Source organism: Suipraeoptans intestinalis (assembly GCF_009696485.1).
Lineage (GTDB): Bacteria > Bacillota > Clostridia > Lachnospirales > Lachnospiraceae > Suipraeoptans > Suipraeoptans intestinalis.
Map to the genome: position 1 here is coordinate 890,139 of NZ_VULY01000018.1, position 17,401 is coordinate 907,539.

A 17,401-nucleotide genomic window follows, 5' to 3' on the forward strand; every position below is an offset into this window, starting at 1 on the left:
CTGGACGTTCATCCTAAATGTTAGGAATTACTGCTTTTGCTTTTGAAACTTACTTGTTCTTCATCTTGATGTCGATATACACACCTGCCGGCATCTCCAGTCTGGACAACGCCTCTACCGTCTTCTGGGTAGGAGTGATGATATCGATCAGTCTCTTGTGTGTTCTCTGTTCAAACTGCTCTCTGGAGTCTTTGTACTTGTGAACAGCACGCAGGATCGTTACTACTTCTTTCTTTGTCGGAAGCGGAACCGGCCCGCTCACCTTAGATCCGTTCTTCTTAACTGTCTCGATGATTTTCTTTGCGGATGCATCCACCAGCTGATGGTCATACGCCTTCAATGTGATTCTCATTACTTGTTGACTTGCCATAAAAAAAGTCGCCTCCTTTTCGTACTTTGTAACTCAGTACGACAAGCGGTGACTGTACACTCTCCCGTGTGTGTCGTGAGAAACTCACACGTCGTTACCATATTTCAATGGTCAGTTGGTTCGTACAGTGACTTGTCGCCAGTTTCCTAACTTGACATTCGCTCCTCGGAAAACCTGCCACAACGGGCAGCAACCTCCGGTATCATAGCTATCATGCCACAGCTTTTTCAGTATAAAGGAAATAGTTTCCCTTTGCAACCATTAAACAAGAAAAATTGTACTTTTTTCAGTACAATCTTTCTTCTCTCCACGCCTTTCCATCGCCATCTTTTTTTGCTGTCAGTTTTCTTTTACAAGTCTCCTTTTCCCGGCGCTTTCTCTTCTTCAATCAGACGCCAACTGCCTTTTCGTCTCGGCCTCGCCTGGCTGACTCCTCTTTTCTAGCGGTTTTTCCAGGCTTCCTTCAGGATCTCCCACTTCATTGCCCAACTTAGCCGCACCGGCACAATGGTTTTTCCCGTCTTATGGGATAAAAATTCGTAAAAGCCTTCCGCTTCCCCCTGCACAAAGTCATTCTTTCCTATTATATGCAGGTCGTTGTTATTCACGCTAAGGTAGAAATAGGTCTCATCCGCGTAGATGTAAGCAATTTCTCCATACTGCACCTTTATTTCTTCTTCCTGACGCAGGATCCGGAACTCTCTTTCGCCAAAAACAAAGCGGATATCTGCATGGCTTTGGTAATAAGGATCCGTTTTTCCCAGGTTATACACAGAAAGCGGGCGCTGGATCAACGCCAGTAGAAGCATCACAATCCCGATCACTGTAAAGATCAGGGACAGCCGCGGCGTCCTGGCAAAAAACCGCAAAATAATACTGCACACCGCTATGATCAAAAGTTGCCTGCTGGGGTGTTTTCCTCCCACCTGCTCTTTAAATCTCAAAAATGCTTTTAATGTCTCCTTCGTGTGTTTCGTCACCGCTTCATACACTACCGTCATATGTCCCCTCCCCATTCACTCACGCAGAAATTCTATCCGCCGTGTTCTTACATATTTTCATTATATTATAAACGCCGCACCACAGCAAGCCGAACCGCCACTTTCCGCCAAACAAACTATTCCTTCCCGCCAAACCCGACGCACGATTACACACAGGGTTCCATAGCAGACCCGTCCCTTGCTTTCAAATCCGTTTTTCATGGCACTCCAATTTTCTTGTTTTCAATTCCTTTTCCTTTCTGTTTTCTGCATCTCCACTTTTTTGCGCATCCGTTTTTATGCAGAAACTATCACAATCTTTCCTGCTAAGAATCCACTCCTCTCTTTCAATTCTTCGGTTTTCCCGATTCGTTTTCATGCGTTTTTGAACAAAAAGATTGACTTTCTTTCTATTTGTTGGTAAAATTAAACAATAACAGATAGTATTTTTTTTAACAATGAGCGCGGCAAATCGGGGTGTCGCCTCCGTTAACTCAGTAGTTCTGTTAGCATCAGCAAAAATTTAATCTGGAGGGATGAATTATGAACGTTGTAGCAATTATTCGTATCGTACTTATTGTGTTCACGTTAGCATCGTTACTTTATTTTGTGAAGGATTTACTTGCTCACAAAGAAGACCTGAAAGGCAAACACTGGGTTGCTCTTGCCATCATCGGTCTCTACTCTAACTTCCTTGATACGTGGGGAATCGGAAGTTACGCAACCACACAGGCAGGATTTAAATTCACCAAATCCACCAATGATGAGACGATCCCCGGAACCCTGAACATCGGAGACACTTTCCCCGTTGCTTTGGAAGCGATCCTTTTCCTTGGATTTGTGGATATCGATCCTCTTACACTGGTTCTCATGTTGGCAGCCGCTACACTCGGCGCTGTAATCGGAGCAGGTATTGTATGTAAGTGGAATCTGAAGGTGGTTCGTTATGCTCTGGGTATTGGTCTGATCATCCTGGCCATCGTTTTGTTCTGCAAAAACTCCGGCTTCGGACCTTTCGGTCTGGTGGGAACCGCTACCGGACTGACCGGAATCAAGCTGGTAATCGGTGTTGTGATCAACTTCTTCCTTGGTGCATTGATGATGATCGGTGTTGGTCTCTATGCTCCTTGTATGGCGCTGGTATCCGCGCTGGGAATGAACGTAGGAACCGCTTTCCCGATCATGATGGGATCCTGTGCATTCCTGATGAACGCAGCTTGCTTCAAGTTCATTAAAGAAGGAAAGTATGACAGAAAAGCCGCTCTTGCACTTGCAATATTTGGATGTATCGGTGTTACCTTGGCTTATGTCCTGCTGAAATACGCAATCGACATGAAGATGCTGACCTACGTTGTTTGTGTCGTTATGATCATCACTTCTCTGATGTTCTTCAAAGACGCAAGAAACAGCTAATTTCACACACAGATATTTTGAGGAGGCGTGATGTATCTCGCCTCCTTTTTCTATGCACTCCTCTCCATCCAAGACAGCCGATCCGAATTCTTCGGACTTTTCTTTTTCGAGCTTCTTTGTGGATGTTTTATCACACCAACGCACCAATCTGTTAACATGTAAAAGTACACAATTTCCTTTCAAAAACATCAAGAGAATTTATTCATTTTACCAAAGTTATTTCTCTTTCTTTTCTTTCGTTGACAGTTCTCTTTTAAAGTGCTATATTGTTTTCAACTTAAACGCACACACTGTAAGTAAGGGCTTTAAGTGAAGGATTTCCATACTACTTTTTATGGAAGGAAAGGTTTTCTTCCATATCGTGAATCGGTTGTAATTGCAGTTACGCTTTTGCCGGTCATTTCCCCAAGTGGCCTTGCGTATGGCGTACTCAATTCATATATACTATCTCAGTTTGAGAAGCATTCCCCAGCTTTGTATATAAGACAAAACTGCAATGCAACAAAACCTCTCAATGACATACCAAGAAAGAGCACGGCATCCCCTTGCCGTGCTCTTTCTTCGTCCACTTTTTCTTGTTTGCGCCTCTTATCTCTCGTTCTGTCTCATTTTCAGTTTTAAGAGAGCCGTCGCTTTTCTACAGTCCAGAGTCACCATGTTGTTTTCTCCCACCACATTGGTCTCCACTCCCTCTGCGCTTTTATTGATATCTACAATTCCGTCCAGGTAATCATTTACTACAACAAACTGTGCTACCGTACCGCTGAAATTCAGCCCGGTCACCGGAATCCCACGGATCCCCAACTGTTCACAGGTATTGGTGTAGTCCACGTCGCTGTTGCCCCAGCCATCCGAGGACAGGATCACCCCATCCGCTCTCATGGCCTCTGCCCATACGGCAGTTCTGGTTCCCACCAGCATTTTTTCTTCATTGCCATCCGGCGTTCCCACGATCACGATCCCCATCAGATCCAGATCGGTATCTGCTGCCACAACCTCTAAAAGAGGGTCTCTGAAATGATGCAGCGATGTTTCCTTTGTCGATGGTCCTATTCCCATAGTTTCCCTCCTTTACTGCATGGAACGGATAATTCCGTCGCGATACTCGTTTGGTGTGATCAAGATCGGCATGTTCCCCATATCTATAATGGAGCGCCCGCCTTCCACTCCCGAAGGCTCCTTGGAAAACAGGTGGGTATCATACATCGCTCCCTGTCCTGCAACCTGTCTTACGATCAGGACTCTCTTCTTTCCCGGGCGTACCACATCATGATATTCGTGCCTTTCCGTGCATTTTTCTCCCTTAAATTTTTTCAGCTTATCCCGATATCTCTGAATAAATTTGTCACATACCCTATGCGCCGCAGTCGGACCCGGACGCTCCTGCCCCATACCGGACGCCAGCGTTACGTCAAAGGAAATGATATAATCGTTATCCCCCGGTGTTCCGGCTCTGTTTAAATACAGCTGCTCCTTTAAATTCCCTTCTGAAGATCCGAACTCGTGGCACTGCTTTCCATCCACGTCTACTCCTGTCAGCATCACATATACGCCTGTAACTGTATGCGTAATCCCTTCTCCCAGTTTTCCCAGAACCTTGGTTGAGATGGGAATAATATCCATAATCGTATTGGTCCATCTGTCATGTTCGCCCGGCTTGATCAGCTGGATGTCTATCTTTTCAATAAACTCTTCTGAAGCTGCCAGTTCTTCTGCAAGCTCATTGCTTACCGTCATTTTCCCGTCTACTGTGATATCATCAGACTCCCCCCATACCACTTCATTCATATGGAAGGCTTTGATCACAAGTCGTCTTAAATCTTTCACTTCATCTGCCATCTTTTCTACCCCCAATAAGGTTTTTCCTTCTTAACAAGAACGGGCAGATGCCAAAACATCTGCCCGCTGCTTCCTGGACCCTTTCGGCCACTGATTCACTGCTATTAAACTTTCGCGATATACTCGATCGGCAATGGAACGATCTTTCCTGGTGTCTGGATCTCTACCAGATTTTCCAGAGCCAGCTTCACGATCTGAGTCTGCTGCTCAGGATTGTTCGGAGCACCGGCATTTGCTCCCATCGGTACCAACGGCGCTACCGCACGCGGTGTACCTGTCTGACGAACTACCGGAGGAAGAGCTGCGATGATGATCGTCGGAATTCCAGCTTCCTCAATTGCTCTCTGCACCAATACTGCAGAGCGGTGGCAGGTTCCTCAGCCAGCTGTCAGAAGAACGCCGTCTACGCCTTCTTCTTTGAACATTGCTGCGATTGCCGGACCCGTCTCGTTTTTGAACTTCTCCTGGTTTCCGCCACCGCCCATGAATCCAGCGTGAACCGGTGCGCAAGCTTTGATAAAGCCTTCTTTTGCCAGCTCATGGATTCTGTCGATCGGGAACATACAGTTGATGTCTTTGTTTACGTCTCCGTTGTCATACCCACCATGTGATACCATCAATTCGTTGGACGGCATCTCATCTGTAACTTTTCTCCAGGTAAAGTCACCTGCAAGGTTGAATCTCTCCTGGTCTTTATGATGCACACCTGCTGCTGTTGCAAGAGCGATTGTCATGTCCTTCAACTCTTTTGTAACAGGAGCCCATACAGACGGCGGAGTAATAGGAACGAATATCTCTGATTGCATTCCTTTAACTAATGTTAAACTCATTGTTATACCTCCTTATTATTCTGGTTCTGTTTCTGCATTTCTGCCTGACGCCTCTTATAAGTGTCCAGATTACTCACATATTTTTCATTGGCTTCGGGGCCAAGCTGCTCGATGAAACTCATGTTCCACGCAACCTCCTGTCCCACCTGAATCGGATAGTCCGTGATCAGCATCCGCATAGGAATCTTCAGATATCCCAGGCGTCCTTTCAGGTCGATGGCTACACTGCCGTCGTATACCTCCACTATGATACCTTCCATCCTGATAACCTTGTCGCCATACTTCATGTTTTTCACCTGTTCTTAGTCGTATTTTTCTTTTCTCTTCTGGCTCATCGGCAGGGACTGCTCATTTGCAACCAGCTCAAGCTTCTTTCCTGTAGCGTTTTCGATCAATTCTACGTTCGTAGATTTTACGTTCGGATTCCACTTCTTCTCAGCAGCTTTTACTTCTTCCTTGCCCATTGCATTCTTCAGCATCTGGATCGCACGAACTGCATCCTCATGGCACAATGTGTTGCAAGCCAGTACTTCGTTTTCGATACCGGACTCGGACTTGTTGTTATCTACCATGTGAGTCATGTACTTGTTACCTACTACCAGAGCTCCCTGTACGGAACAGAAGGACATTCCCACTACCGGGATTCCACGCATACCGATCTGCTCATGGTGGCTTGCGAAGTCAATGTGGTTGTTTCCGAAACCTTCTGTTGTAACGAAAGCTCCGTCTACGTCCAGCATCTCGCACATCTGACCTACACGTCTGGATACATAGAACTTCTCCGCATTGATCTGCGGGCTTCCTACGAATACCACACCGCAAAGGTCGATTTCTTCGTCATGAAGCGCTTCCAGTACCAGAGGCTCTCTCCAGTAATGTCTGGACATTTCCTTGGATGCAGGTCCGATACAGGTCAGTGCATGGATACAACCATCCAGAACTTCCAACGGAGATACTGCTACCGGAACGTTTCCAAGGTCTACGTTCGGCTTTCCTCCCAGGATACCAACCGGCTCTACTGGAAGGATCAGGTTGTCGTGCATAGCTCCCTGTCCCATGATCTCTTTTACGATCACGACTTTTTTCTTTCCAGGTCTTCTGTACTGTTCAAATGTCTCGGTATCAACGATCAGGCTCTCATCCAGCTTCTTCAGAGCTTCTCTGATTTCCTGTGTGATCACGTCAGTTGCGGAGTGAGCTGCCAGCGGGCCTGGTCTCTCCATGTTGGTACCTTCTTTGATGGTTACCTGTGTCTTAATGAAGATCTCACCCTTTTCAGCTGCTCCCGGACGTCCCCACATCATGTTCTCATCCAGATATCCTTCGGAAGATCCGAACTCACCGATCTGAACGCCGTTTGCATCTGTACCTGTTACTACAACAACTACACCGTCAAGCACTCTGGTTGCTCCGGATCCCAGCTCGTCGTCGCCGTCTTTGGTAGCGATCGGCTGAATATCCATAACCGTCTCAGAATATGTATGATAGTTATCCGGTGTAATGATATCGATCTTCAGATCATAAACCAGTTTCTGGGAATCGATTGCTTCCTGCTCGATTCCTTCACGGATGTAAAGGGTCGTTCCTTCGATCTTTGTCTCCGGTCCTCTCTTCACCTCTGTGATCTTAAAGTGCTTTCTGGTCAGGCTTCTGATCAGCTTCGGCTCCTGGTCTGCTGCCGGCGCTACTGCCGCTCCTGCTGCTGCCACAGGCGCTGCTACTGCTCCTGCTGCCGTTCCTGCTGCTCCAAGTCCTCCAACCGGGATCTCCAGGTTGATGTCCTTTCCTTCTCCAATGTGGATCTTCAGCATTCCGCCCGGTGCTGCTGTTGCTACCGGCGCTGCAGCGGGTGCTGCCGCCTCTTCTGCTACTTCCTCTGCCACTGCTTCTTCTGCAACAGTTGCAGCCTTTGCACCTTCTACCACGTCTGCAGTGATCGGTGTCAAAGAGTCACAGGTCTTTGTAAGCTTCGCTCCCAAAACCTGCTCGATGGTCAATGCTCCATCCAGATTCAGTAATCCTGAATCTACCAAATCATCAAAGATCGCGGGATCTTCCAGATTTGCAGCCTCAATTGTGATGCCAGCTTCCGCTCTGCAGCACAATACCGCAGGGTCATGAGCATGTTCTTTTGCTGTTTCAGCTGTAATTGACATATTGTTTCCCTCCTTGTTTCTTTTTGAATTCCCATTTGGGGTTCTTTTGATTATATATACAGCCACATGCAACCTACATACCTGGAATAAGGGATCGGGGGCCCCATTCTGTCACACGTGACGGTAATACCGCTGTTGTTATTTGCCGTTTGGCAGCTGATCCACCTGTTTGGAGACTGTCAGCCTTCTGTAAAGCGCATGGCCGATGGTCCTCATGACATGGTCTGTCTGGTGGAAGGTCTTAAGCTTCATCTTCGGAGCGGATCCCATAACTGTGTTGGAACAGTCGGAGCAGTTTCCGATGATGATGTATTCTGCCTTATCCTTCTTAAACTGGAGACACTTCTGTGCCTGTCCCGGACAGTTCCCCGGGTTTTCGCACTTCAGCGGAGCGCCTTCTTTTGGCGAAACAGCCTGCTTGCAGGCTGCAATGGATACTACTTTTCCATTCATCTTCTCTGCCAGCTCATACATACGCTCGCCGCTTCCTCCACAGGCACAGACCAGAAGTCCTACATTGGCGCCGTGAAGATCCGGGAACTCTATGGTAACGATGATGCCGCCGGTGGTCTTTGTGATCGGCGCATCCAGCGTGGTGGATTTTCCTGTGAAAGGTCCGCCCATGATGATCTCTCCGTAAGGCTCTTCAATGCCGCCGGCTCTCTCGATCAGGTCGCCTACGCTGGTTCCTACCGGAACATCCAGGTATACGTGAGGCTCATTGCCTCCGTTCAGCTTTCCGATCACCGTCAGATGTTTGGAGAAGCACGGCTTTCTCATCTCGATGGCCTCTGCGATACGAAGCAGGGTCTCGCAGTTGATCACTACTGCATTGGCTGCTGACGGAAGCTGTGTGGGATCCAAAAGGATTCCCAGACATTCTCTGACTACCGCTCTTTCCTCTCCCATCGGATAGATGTCGGGAAGCAGATGGATGGTCAGGTTCTCTTCTTCCTTAATGGCTTTGCGGAGAATCTCTACCGCTTTTTCATTTTTCTTCTTGATCGCAATAATTCCCTTTGATGCATTGCAGATTTCCATACAGTACTTCAAACCGCGAATGGTAATGTCCGTCTGTTCCTCCAGCTGCACCATATTGTGGCGGAGTCCCGGCTCACATTCTGCCGCATTTACCAGTACATATCCGCCGTTCAGGTCCGTTCCGATCTTCACTCCTGTAGGAAATCCGGCTCCTCCCATTCCAACGACGCCCGCCGCCTTTACCATATCCAGCTTGCTGCCTTCTTCTATGGGAACAAACTCATCTTTTTGTTCCGCATCCGGTTTGATCACAATCCGATCTTCCAGCACTTCTTCTACCACTCCGTAAACACTGGAGAAGATGTTGGCTCCCAGTCCGGTAGGGGTAGCGATCAACGTTCCCTTTTTCACCTCGTCCCCAGCCTTAACGATGGGGGCACAAGGAGCTCCTACGTGCTGACGTAGTAAAATCTGTACATTTCCCATGATCTTTCTCTCCTTTTCTTTATAGTTGTCTTTCAGTCCGGCCCTCAGAAACGGATCCGGTCTGTAAACATAAGTAAAAAACGCATCATCTCTGTACGTTTACTTATCTTTTTCAAATGTGACAAATACAGCACTTTCCTTCTGACTCTCCCTGCTGTCCTCCCTGCAGGTCCCCTCCAAAGTCGTGTGTGCTGTAATCGTTGCTGTCTATGAGTGCGTCACTTATAAGTTTTATCTATAATTATCCGTTAATATTCTGTAGCAATTTCGCTATTTAATTAACGTGATTCGGGCATTTTTTGGCGAGGGCATGTGGGAATCGAACCCACCCAGGACGCTCCTAACGCCCTACACTAGTTTTGAAGACTAGGAGGCACACCAGTCACCCATCTACCCCCGTACATTGGTTTTATGCACAACAACTGTATCACACTTCCCCGGTCTTTTCAACCATTTTAACAGAATTTTATATATTTTTATATTCCCAAAAAACATTGACTTTTTCTGGCTTTTCGGTCATAATGCTATTAGAAAGATGAACAATTGACTAGAATGCGTTCTGATTGTTAATTTTATGTCGTTTTTTTGTTTCTTAAAAAAGACATGGTTGAAAAAATAACGGTCTTTCTCCATGTTTTTATACGATTCATAGATATTTTCTATGAACGAGAGGTAACCCTACATTATAAGGAGGTAGAATTATGGACTTGAAAGCAAATGTAAACTTTGAGCGTTTTGAAGCTGCATTACAGGTAGTGGACGCTCACACCGTTGGGGAATTCTGTCGTGTCGTGATCGGAGGGTTCCCGGAGCCAGAGGGAAACACCATGATCGAAAAGAAAAAATGGATGGAAGAAAACTACGATCATGTACGTACCGCTCTGATGTTTGAGCCAAGAGGACACCATGACATGTTCGGCGCTTTCCTTTGCAAGCCGGTCAGCCCGGAGGCAGACTTCGGCGTTATGTTCCTTGATACAGGCGGATATCTGAACATGTGCGGACACTGCACCATCGGCGCTGTGACCGTTGCCCTGGAAGCAGGTCTTCTGGAGTGCAAGGAGGGAGTGAACCAGGTAGTTCTGGAGGCTCCTGCCGGAATCATCCGTACAGAGGCCGTAGTAAAGGACGGCAAGGTAGAAAGCGTTACTTTGACAAACGTTCCTTCCTTCGTTTATAAAGAGAATTGCTCCGTTGTGGTAGACGGAAAAGAGATTCCATTTACCATTTCTTTCGGCGGAAGCTTCTTTGCACTGGTAGATACTACAAAGATCGGCTTCGATTCCATCGATCCCAAGACCGTTCCTGCACTGACAGACCTTGGTATGAAGATGATGGAGATCATCAACAAAGAGATTCCGGTACAGCATCCGCTTCTGGACATCACGACGGTAGACCTGGTAGAGTTCTACGGACCGACTCCAAATCCGGACAAGGCAACCATGAGAAACGTTGTTGTATTCGGTGAGCACATGGCTGACCGTTCTCCCTGCGGAACCGGAACCAGCGCAAAACTGGCTACCCTGCACAAATGGGGCGAGATCGGCGTAGGCGAAGAATTCATCTACGAAAGCTTTATCGGCAGCCTGTTCAAGGGCGTGATCAAAGAAACCACGAAAGTTGGCGACTTTGACGCTGTCGTTCCAATGATCACAGGATCCTGCTACCTGACAGGTGTGGCAACCTACCTGATCGATCCTACGGATCCATTGAAATATGGTTTCCAGGTAGGCTAGTCTTTGATCTATCAAAGTCAGATATTTTCTACAGAGCGGGCTTTCGCGAGCTCGCTCTTTTTGCAACAGCGGTAAGCCGACGCCTCAGAAGCTCTGAGACCCCGGCACCCGTTTACCCCCGGAACTGCCTTTTGGCACTTCCGTTTATCCAGAATCCGATAGGAGGAGGTTTATCATGCCCCGAAAACGGCAATCCACCAAAAGCAGAATCGTAAAGGCCGCATGGAACCTGTTTTTCAAGAAAGGTTACGATAATACCACAGTTGAGGATATCATTGTCGCCTCCAAAACTTCTCGCGGTTCTTTCTATCACTATTTCAAAGGCAAGGAGTCTTTGCTGAATTCCATGTCCGATCTGTTTGACGACAAATACCGGGAGCTGGCTGCTGAAATGGATCCTTCTCTTTCTTGTTATGACAAGCTTCTGCTTTTAAATCATGAGCTGTTTTACATGATCGAGCATGACGTCAACCGAGAGCTTCTGGCTCTTCTCTATTCTTCCCAGCTGGTGACCAAAGGCCAAATGTCCCTCAGTGACAAAAACCGGTTTTATTTTGAATGGGTTACACAGATCCTGGAAGAAGCGTTGGAAAAAAAGGAATTTGCAGCATCCTCTTCCGCAGAGGAACTGATGCATTTATATGCCATGTACGAACGGGCGTTGCTTTACGACTGGGCTCTGGCCAAGGGAAGCTATTCCCTTTATCAGTACAGTGACAGGCTTCTGCCGCATCTTTTGGATACATTTATCACCGGAGTGTAGATGGATCTGAAACATGCATGTTTGCTGCCGGGATGTACACGCATCTGCGGCGGCTCTTTTTTATGTCCTGTGCGGCGCAGTTTCCCTGCAATCAAAAAAGTATGGAGCCTTTGCCTTTTCCGGCAGCAGCTCCACACCCATCTGGACTTCCTTATCTTGTATACCGTTTTTGCTTCTATCGTCATGAAATAACCGGGAGAACACCTTACACCATACATTCCTGAATGGCGCTCGCCTCGATCCCGGCCCGTTTCAGCCCTGCCTCGATCACTTCCTTCTGCTCCGGTTCCGTGCACCACGCAAGACCGCAGCCCGCCGAGATGGATCTGGGAACCGGGATGATACGCCCCGGCAGCCCTTCTTCCTTACACAGCTTCTCCATTCCCATGGCGTCTGCCGTTGTATAAAAGGTGACAACCAGCTTTCGTTCTTTCTTTCTCATTCTTCTTCCTCTTCTGCCAGCGTTCGTACCGCCTGTATTCCAAAATCTACTTCTTCTTCTGTATTTTCATGGGAAAAACTGAAGCGGACCGCTCCCTGCTCTTTTGTTCCCAAAGCCTCATGCATCAAAGGCGCACAGTGTCCTCCTGCCCGGGTACAGATTCCAAACTCTGTCAGCAATGCGTCGCTTACGTCTGCCGAATCATAGTCTCCTATATTGAAGGTAACGATGGGACACCTGTTTTGGCTGGTGAAATCTCCGTATATCTTTATGCCCGGAATTTCTCTGATGCCTTCATAGAACCGCCACATCAGCGACTGCTCCCGCTCCCGGATCCTATGGATCCCTTCTCTTTCCAGATACCGGAGCGCCGCATTCAATCCCGCGATCCCGTGTCCGTTCAGTGTCCCAGCTTCCAAAGCGGTGGGCATTTCTCCCGGATGCGTCCTGTCAAATGTCCGGATCCCGCTGCCTCCCACCTTCAGAGGTCGAATGGAGATTCCCTCCCGCACATACAGTCCTCCTGTCCCCTGCGGCCCCAAAAGACCTTTGTGTCCGGTAAAGCACAGCACATCTATCTTCATTTCCTCCACGCAGATGGGAAATACTCCCGCCGTCTGAGAGGCATCTACAATCAGACAGATCCCCCGTTCTCTTGCGATCTCTCCCACTTTCTGTATCTCTACATAATTTCCCGTCAGATTGGAGCCGTGGGTGCAGACGATCACTTTCGTATCTTCCCGACAGGCATCCTCAATTGCCGCCGGATCCAACACTCCGTTTTCCTTGCTGCGCACGATCGTCAGCTTTGCCCCTCTGCTTTCCATCAGATAAAGCGGACGAAGTACCGAGTTATGTTCCAGTTCCGTCGTGATCACATGATCTCCCGGCCTCACCAACCCCTGGATCGCCAGGTTCAGGCTTTCCGTAGAATTAGCCGTAAATGCGATCTGCCTGGGACTCGTTCCTCCAAACAGGCGGCACAAACGTTCTCTGGTATCATACAGCAGTCTGGATGCGCTCAAAGACGCCTCGTTGGCCCCTCTTCCGGCATTTCCCATAGACGTCAATGCATTTACCACAGCCTCCACCACTTCTTTTGGCTTCTTCATGGTAGTTGCCGCATTATCAAAATAGATCACTTTCTCCACCTCCTAGATTCCATAGACTTCCCTGACCACCCCTACGAATCTCTCCGTGGCTTTTGTCATGGCCTTGTTCTTATTGTAGACCAGATTGATGTCTCTTCCTCCATTTTCTGTAGGAATATGAAATACCAGCATCTTTCCGCTTTTTTCTTCCTCTTCCACTGCCAGCCTGGACAGAACCGAGATTCCCATCCCCTGCTGCACCGACTTTTTGATGGTTTCCTGGTTTTCAATGCTGGCGATCACCCGCATGGATCCCACATCGACTCCTGCCGCCCTCAGCTGCTTTTCCGCCTCTTTTCTGGTGCCGGAACCTTCTTCCCGCATCAGGATATGTTCCTTCTGGATCCAGGAAATATCCGTCTCTTTTTCCTGGAGCTGTTGATACTTGGAAGTACAGGGTGTTACGATCACCAGCTCATCCTTATAGAAAGGAAGGTATTTGCAGTGCTTCTTTTCCAGTACCGTTCCCGTAAATCCCACATCCGCCGTCTGGTCGATGATCCGCATAACCACCTTGGCGCTGTCTGTTTCCATGATCTTGATCTGATCCTTAGGATATTTCTCATTGAACCGAATCAAAATCTCCGGAAGCAGATACTGGGCCGGAATAGTAGAAGCCGCAATGGTGATGCTGCGCTTTCCTTCTTTTTTCTCCGCACAGAACTTTTCTTCTATCTTTTTCTCCAGATCCACCATCTGCCTGGCGTATTTATACAAAGCCTGTCCATCCTCCGACAGGCTCACCTCTTTTGTGTTCCTGACAAAAAGCCGAACTGCCAATTCCTTTTCCAGAGCGGAAATATGCGCGCTGATGGTAGGCTGCGTCAAAAACAGTTCTTTTGCCGCCTTGGAAAAGCTTCCCCCTTCTGCAATTTGAACAAATGCCTCCAGCTGTTTTAAATTCATTGATATGCTGCCCTTTCACTTTCTGCCCCTGTTTTCTTGGTTACCTTGATTCCGTCCATATACTCCAGGATCGGCTTTGCACTTTTCCGACTGGTCTGGAACATATCTCTTACCTGCGCAATGGTGATCATCCTGTCCTCTTTCAGCTTTTCCAGGATCTTCTTTTTCGCTTCTTCCATCAGAGAAAACAGGGTGTAGAGATCTTCCATGACCTTTACCGCCTGCTTCTCCTCTAGAAGCACGCTTAAAATGTCATCCTGCACGGCAGGCTCCACTCCCGGCGCCTGGATCTCAGAATACCGCAGAAAATCATATCCCGCCCGTTCAAAGGTTTCCAGCAGGAACCGGGAAGTCTTTTCATAGAGCGCGTCCCGGCGGATCTCAAAGGTGGGACGGCTTACAAATTCGTCTTTTCGCTTCAGCACCTCATCTGCTTCCATCTGTTCGATCACTTTATCAAAGACGATAGGCTTCATCTGCTTGAAGCATGCCCCCTGAAGCTCCGCCTTCTTCATGCCATATCGGTAGGGATGCGCCTCCCCGTAGGCGTTTAGAAGCTCTTTGACCCGATCCTTCTGCGTCTGATAGTCCTCCCTGTGCCATACATAAACGTCCTTCCGCATGGGAAATGTCAGGATCTGTCCTGCCTCCTGTAGTTCTGCCAGATCCGTCTCCACCTCTTCCATGGACAAAGCCGTCACCTTGGCCAGCTCTGCCGCCGTGACCATGGTTTCTTTGTATTTTCTGATATGCAGCTCCAGGACATCCGCTGTCGACCCGGATTCCTTTCGCTTCAATTCCTCGATCACTTCCGTCTGAAAGCGCCTCTTGATCGTAGGATTCGGTTCCAGGATCACTCCGCCCCCTATGGTTTCCATGGGAGAATAGAACCGTACCACAAACCGGTCTCCTCTTCTGACTGCCACTTCCTCTTCCAGGCGAAGCTGCACATAGCCGCTTTCTCCCGGTCCGATCTCCTCTTTGTCCAGCAGCACCGCCCGGCAAAGAATCTCACTGGTTCCGGTGAACAGATGCAGCCTGGTGTGATTTGTCAAAACACGCATAGAGGAGGGAAGCACCTGCATGCGTACATCCAGCAAGTCCGTATTTTTCATGCTGTTTTCCCGGGAAAGCACACAGCCCCGGTAGATCTCTTTCTTCTTCACGTTGGACAGATTGATGGCCACTCTCTGTCCGGCATAGCAGGTAGCCTTATCCTCTCCGTGCACCTGAATGCTTCGGATCTTACAGCTTTTTCCTACCGGATACATTTCCAGCGTATCCTCTCTGGAAATAGCGCCGGAGATCAGCGTCCCTGTGATCACCGTCCCAAATCCGGACAGGCTGAACGCCCGATCCACCGGAAGTCTGGGGATGGTAGAAACATCCTTTTCCCCGGATTTTTCCCAGGTCAGCTCCACGATCGTCTGCACCAGTTCCGGAAGTCCCTGCCCGGTGGCAGCCGAAACCCGAAGAATGGGAGCCTGCGCAAGAAAAGTGCCTTCCAGCTCTTCCCTCACCTCTTCTTCTACCAGCTCCAGCCATTCTTCCTCCACCAGGTCGCATTTGTTCAGCACGATGATACTCCTCTGGATCCCCAGAAGTCCCAGGATATCCACATGTTCCCTGGTCTGCGGCATCATCCCTTCGTCTGCCGATATCACCAGGAGCACCAGATCCATCCCTACTACCCCTGCCACCATGTTGTTGATAAACTTTTCGTGGCCGGGAACGTCTATGATCCCCGCCCGGTCTCCGTTGGGCAGATCAAAGTACGTGAATCCCAGGTCTATGGTGATCCCTCTTCGCCTCTCCTCTTCCCACCTGTCGGTATTCCGTCCGGTCAGCGCCCGGATCAGAGTGGTCTTTCCATGATCGATGTGTCCTGCTGTCCCGATAATAATGTTATTCATCGCTCTTCTCCTAATTCTATCTCCGGTTCTTCTTCCAGCACCTTCAGCTGCGCCAGCTGGTCTGCAATCTCGGCAAACCATTTTCTTTCAATGGTTCTGACATCCAGCAGCAGCAGATTGTTTGCGATCCGGGGAATGACCGGTATCGGAAGATGACGCATCCGAGCCTCCAGCTGTGCTACCGTGATCTTCTCCGGCCTAACAGCCACCGCCACGCTGGGGATCCGCTCCAGAGGAAGCGACCCTCCCCCAATCTGGGATTCACAGTCCACAAGAAAAATCTCTGCCGGAAGCTTTTTGGCCCGCAGCATACGCCGGAGCGCCTTTGCTTCTTTTTCTATTTCTTCTTTCCTTGCCGTCATCATACGCAGCACCGGAATTCTTTGAACCGCTTTTTCTTCCGACAGGTATTCCTGTAATACCAGTTCCAGTGTCGCCGCCGTAAATTTGTCGATCCGCAGCGCTCTGGTCAGCGGGTTCTTTTTCATCTGATCAATATAGGCTTTTTTTCCGACGATGATGCCGGCCTGTGCGCCACCCAAAAGCTTATCGCCGCTGAAGCAGACTACGTCGGCTCCCTGCCGGACAGAATCCTGCACCGTCGGCTCATATTCCAGTCCGTATTTGCTCAGGTCGATCAAGACTCCGCTGCCCAGATCTTCGATTACCGGCAGCTGATATTCTTTTGCCAGCCTGGTCAGCTCTCCTACCTCTACCGTTTCTGTAAACCCTACGATCCGGTAGTTGCTGGTGTGTACCTTCAAAAACGCCTTCGTCTCCTCCGTCACGGCGTCTGCATAATCCTGATAGTGGGTCTTGTTGGTCGTTCCCACTTCTACAAGCCTTGCTCCGCTTTGCTCCATCACATCCGGGATCCTGAATTTCCCGCCGATCTCTACCAGTTCTCCCCGGGAAACCACCACCTCTCCTCCTTTTGCCATGGAGCTGAGGATCAGCATCACCGCCGCCGCATTGTTGTTGACCGCCATGGCGCTTTCTGCCCCGGTGATCTTGCACAGCAGCTTTTCAAAATGCGAATACCGTTCCCCTCTTTTTCCTTCTTCCAGGTTGTATTCCAGGTTGGAATAGCCGGTGGCAATGGCTGACAGCCTTTCCATATGCCTGTCGCTGATGGGCGCCCGCCCCAGATTGGTATGCAGGATCGTCCCCGTTCCGTTGATCACCGGTTTCAGGTTGGGCTGGTGGACCTTTGCCACCTCCCTTTCGATCTCTGCCGGAAGCCGATCAAGCTTTCTTTCCGCCTGACTCTCCTCCTCACACGTTTTTATAAATTCTCTGATCTCATCCAGCTTCTTTTGTATGGCACAAACCACCGTATCTCTGCTGTAATGCCGGATCATTCCCTGAATCTCCGCAGTTTCCAGAAGTACATCCACCTTGGGGATCCTGCGGAACCATTTTCTTTTGTCCATGT

The 17,401-nt window shown here is 48.8% G+C and carries 17 protein-coding genes and 1 tRNA gene; 3 read left to right on the forward strand and 15 right to left on the reverse strand.

Annotated elements, in window-relative coordinates; all coding sequences use genetic code 11:
* Positions 1-49 precede the first annotated feature (49 nt).
* Positions 50-370, reverse strand: coding sequence for a 30S ribosomal protein S10 (gene rpsJ / locus FYJ34_RS04945; RefSeq protein ID WP_154476725.1), 321 nt, complete (start codon positions 368-370; stop codon positions 50-52).
* A gap of 440 nt (positions 371-810) precedes the next feature.
* Positions 811-1,371, reverse strand: a complete 561-nt coding sequence (locus FYJ34_RS04950; RefSeq protein ID WP_173017057.1) for a YcxB family protein — start codon at positions 1,369-1,371, stop codon at positions 811-813.
* Positions 1,372-1,893: 522 nt separating this feature from the next.
* Here FYJ34_RS04950 and FYJ34_RS04955 point away from each other — a divergent pair.
* Positions 1,894-2,763 (forward strand): permease, encoded by an 870-nt coding sequence (locus FYJ34_RS04955; protein ID WP_154476727.1) that lies wholly within the window; start codon positions 1,894-1,896, stop codon positions 2,761-2,763.
* Between the two features lie 588 nt (positions 2,764-3,351).
* Here FYJ34_RS04955 and FYJ34_RS04960 read toward each other — a convergent pair.
* The 8 genes from FYJ34_RS04960 to FYJ34_RS04990 all read right to left on the reverse strand — a co-directional run bounded on the left by FYJ34_RS04960 (position 3,352) and on the right by FYJ34_RS04990 (position 9,453).
* The gene (locus FYJ34_RS04960) at positions 3,352-3,822 is read right to left on the reverse strand and encodes a glycine/sarcosine/betaine reductase component B subunit (RefSeq protein ID WP_154476728.1); all 471 of its coding nucleotides are present in this window, start codon (positions 3,820-3,822) and stop codon (positions 3,352-3,354) included.
* A 12-nt stretch (positions 3,823-3,834) separates the two neighbouring features.
* Positions 3,835-4,602 (reverse strand): proline reductase cluster protein PrdD, encoded by a 768-nt coding sequence (gene prdD, locus FYJ34_RS04965; protein WP_154478825.1) that lies wholly within the window; start codon positions 4,600-4,602, stop codon positions 3,835-3,837.
* A gap of 104 nt (positions 4,603-4,706) precedes the next feature.
* Complete coding sequence (locus tag FYJ34_RS15695; RefSeq protein WP_465244899.1) at positions 4,707-4,952, reverse strand: hypothetical protein; 246 nt, start codon at positions 4,950-4,952, stop codon at positions 4,707-4,709.
* Between the two features lie 27 nt (positions 4,953-4,979).
* On the reverse strand, positions 4,980-5,432 hold the full coding sequence (locus tag FYJ34_RS15700) for a glycine/sarcosine/betaine reductase selenoprotein B family protein (protein ID WP_465244900.1): 453 nt from the start codon (positions 5,430-5,432) through the stop codon (positions 4,980-4,982).
* 2 nt (positions 5,433-5,434) lie between these two features.
* Positions 5,435-5,719: a CBO2463/CBO2479 domain-containing protein gene (locus FYJ34_RS04975; RefSeq protein WP_154476730.1), complete on the reverse strand. Its 285-nt coding sequence runs from the start codon at positions 5,717-5,719 to the stop codon at positions 5,435-5,437.
* A gap of 15 nt (positions 5,720-5,734) precedes the next feature.
* Positions 5,735-7,588, reverse strand: a complete 1,854-nt coding sequence (gene prdA, locus FYJ34_RS04980; protein WP_154476731.1) for a D-proline reductase (dithiol) proprotein PrdA — start codon at positions 7,586-7,588, stop codon at positions 5,735-5,737.
* Positions 7,589-7,726: 138 nt separating this feature from the next.
* Positions 7,727-9,055: a proline reductase-associated electron transfer protein PrdC gene (prdC, locus tag FYJ34_RS04985; RefSeq protein ID WP_154476732.1), complete on the reverse strand. Its 1,329-nt coding sequence runs from the start codon at positions 9,053-9,055 to the stop codon at positions 7,727-7,729.
* 300 nt (positions 9,056-9,355) lie between these two features.
* Positions 9,356-9,453 (reverse strand) — tRNA-Sec (locus FYJ34_RS04990).
* Between the two features lie 303 nt (positions 9,454-9,756).
* On the opposite strand from FYJ34_RS04990, the gene FYJ34_RS04995 reads away from it, so the two are divergent.
* On the forward strand, positions 9,757-10,791 hold the full coding sequence (locus FYJ34_RS04995) for a proline racemase family protein (protein WP_154476733.1): 1,035 nt from the start codon (positions 9,757-9,759) through the stop codon (positions 10,789-10,791).
* Positions 10,792-10,966: 175 nt separating this feature from the next.
* Positions 10,967-11,554, forward strand: a complete 588-nt coding sequence (locus tag FYJ34_RS05000; protein WP_154476734.1) for a TetR/AcrR family transcriptional regulator — start codon at positions 10,967-10,969, stop codon at positions 11,552-11,554.
* Positions 11,555-11,759: 205 nt separating this feature from the next.
* Here FYJ34_RS05000 and FYJ34_RS05005 read toward each other — a convergent pair whose 3' ends face one another.
* Genes FYJ34_RS05005 through selA form a run of 5 tightly spaced genes read right to left on the reverse strand, consistent with a single transcriptional unit; the run spans position 11,760 to position 17,399 of the window.
* Complete coding sequence (locus FYJ34_RS05005; protein ID WP_154476735.1) at positions 11,760-11,996, reverse strand: putative Se/S carrier protein; 237 nt, start codon at positions 11,994-11,996, stop codon at positions 11,760-11,762.
* The gene (locus FYJ34_RS05010) at positions 11,993-13,138 is read right to left on the reverse strand and encodes an aminotransferase class V-fold PLP-dependent enzyme (protein ID WP_330582534.1); all 1,146 of its coding nucleotides are present in this window, start codon (positions 13,136-13,138) and stop codon (positions 11,993-11,995) included. Before FYJ34_RS05010 ends, FYJ34_RS05005 begins: the two co-directional genes overlap by 4 nt.
* A 12-nt stretch (positions 13,139-13,150) precedes the next feature.
* On the reverse strand, positions 13,151-14,053 hold the full coding sequence (locus FYJ34_RS05015; protein ID WP_154476736.1) for a selenium metabolism-associated LysR family transcriptional regulator: 903 nt from the start codon (positions 14,051-14,053) through the stop codon (positions 13,151-13,153).
* Entirely contained in the window at positions 14,050-15,966 is a 1,917-nt protein-coding gene (gene selB, locus FYJ34_RS05020) for a selenocysteine-specific translation elongation factor (RefSeq protein ID WP_154476737.1), read from the reverse strand. Before selB ends, FYJ34_RS05015 begins: the two co-directional genes overlap by 4 nt.
* A complete protein-coding gene (gene selA / locus FYJ34_RS05025) occupies positions 15,963-17,399 on the reverse strand; it encodes an L-seryl-tRNA(Sec) selenium transferase (RefSeq protein ID WP_154476738.1) in 1,437 nt (478 codons plus the stop codon). The genes selB and selA overlap by 4 nt, the downstream gene beginning before the upstream one ends.
* Positions 17,400-17,401 lie beyond the last annotated feature (2 nt).

Excerpts from the sequence above, each read along its gene's own strand:
- prdD (WP_154478825.1), bottom strand. The coding sequence starts at position 4,602 with ATGGCAGATGAAGTGAAAGATTTAAGACGACTTGTGATCAAAGCCTTC.
- FYJ34_RS05000 (WP_154476734.1), top strand. The coding sequence starts at position 10,967 with ATGCCCCGAAAACGGCAATCCACCAAAAGCAGAATCGTAAAGGCCGCA.
- FYJ34_RS04955 (WP_154476727.1), top strand. The coding sequence starts at position 1,894 with ATGAACGTTGTAGCAATTATTCGTATCGTACTTATTGTGTTCACGTTA.
- FYJ34_RS04975 (WP_154476730.1), bottom strand. The coding sequence starts at position 5,719 with ATGAAGTATGGCGACAAGGTTATCAGGATGGAAGGTATCATAGTGGAG.
- selB (WP_154476737.1), bottom strand. The coding sequence starts at position 15,966 with ATGAATAACATTATTATCGGGACAGCAGGACACATCGATCATGGAAAG.
- selA (WP_154476738.1), bottom strand. The coding sequence starts at position 17,399 with ATGGACAAAAGAAAATGGTTCCGCAGGATCCCCAAGGTGGATGTACTT.
- FYJ34_RS04995 (WP_154476733.1), top strand. The coding sequence starts at position 9,757 with ATGGACTTGAAAGCAAATGTAAACTTTGAGCGTTTTGAAGCTGCATTA.
- FYJ34_RS05015 (WP_154476736.1), bottom strand. The coding sequence starts at position 14,053 with ATGAATTTAAAACAGCTGGAGGCATTTGTTCAAATTGCAGAAGGGGGA.
- prdC (WP_154476732.1), bottom strand. The coding sequence starts at position 9,055 with ATGGGAAATGTACAGATTTTACTACGTCAGCACGTAGGAGCTCCTTGT.
- prdA (WP_154476731.1), bottom strand. The coding sequence starts at position 7,588 with ATGTCAATTACAGCTGAAACAGCAAAAGAACATGCTCATGACCCTGCG.
- FYJ34_RS04960 (WP_154476728.1), bottom strand. The coding sequence starts at position 3,822 with ATGGGAATAGGACCATCGACAAAGGAAACATCGCTGCATCATTTCAGA.
- FYJ34_RS04950 (WP_173017057.1), bottom strand. The coding sequence starts at position 1,371 with ATGACGGTAGTGTATGAAGCGGTGACGAAACACACGAAGGAGACATTA.
- FYJ34_RS15700 (WP_465244900.1), bottom strand. The coding sequence starts at position 5,432 with ATGAGTTTAACATTAGTTAAAGGAATGCAATCAGAGATATTCGTTCCT.
- rpsJ (WP_154476725.1), bottom strand. The coding sequence starts at position 370 with ATGGCAAGTCAACAAGTAATGAGAATCACATTGAAGGCGTATGACCAT.
- FYJ34_RS05005 (WP_154476735.1), bottom strand. The coding sequence starts at position 11,996 with ATGAGAAAGAAAGAACGAAAGCTGGTTGTCACCTTTTATACAACGGCA.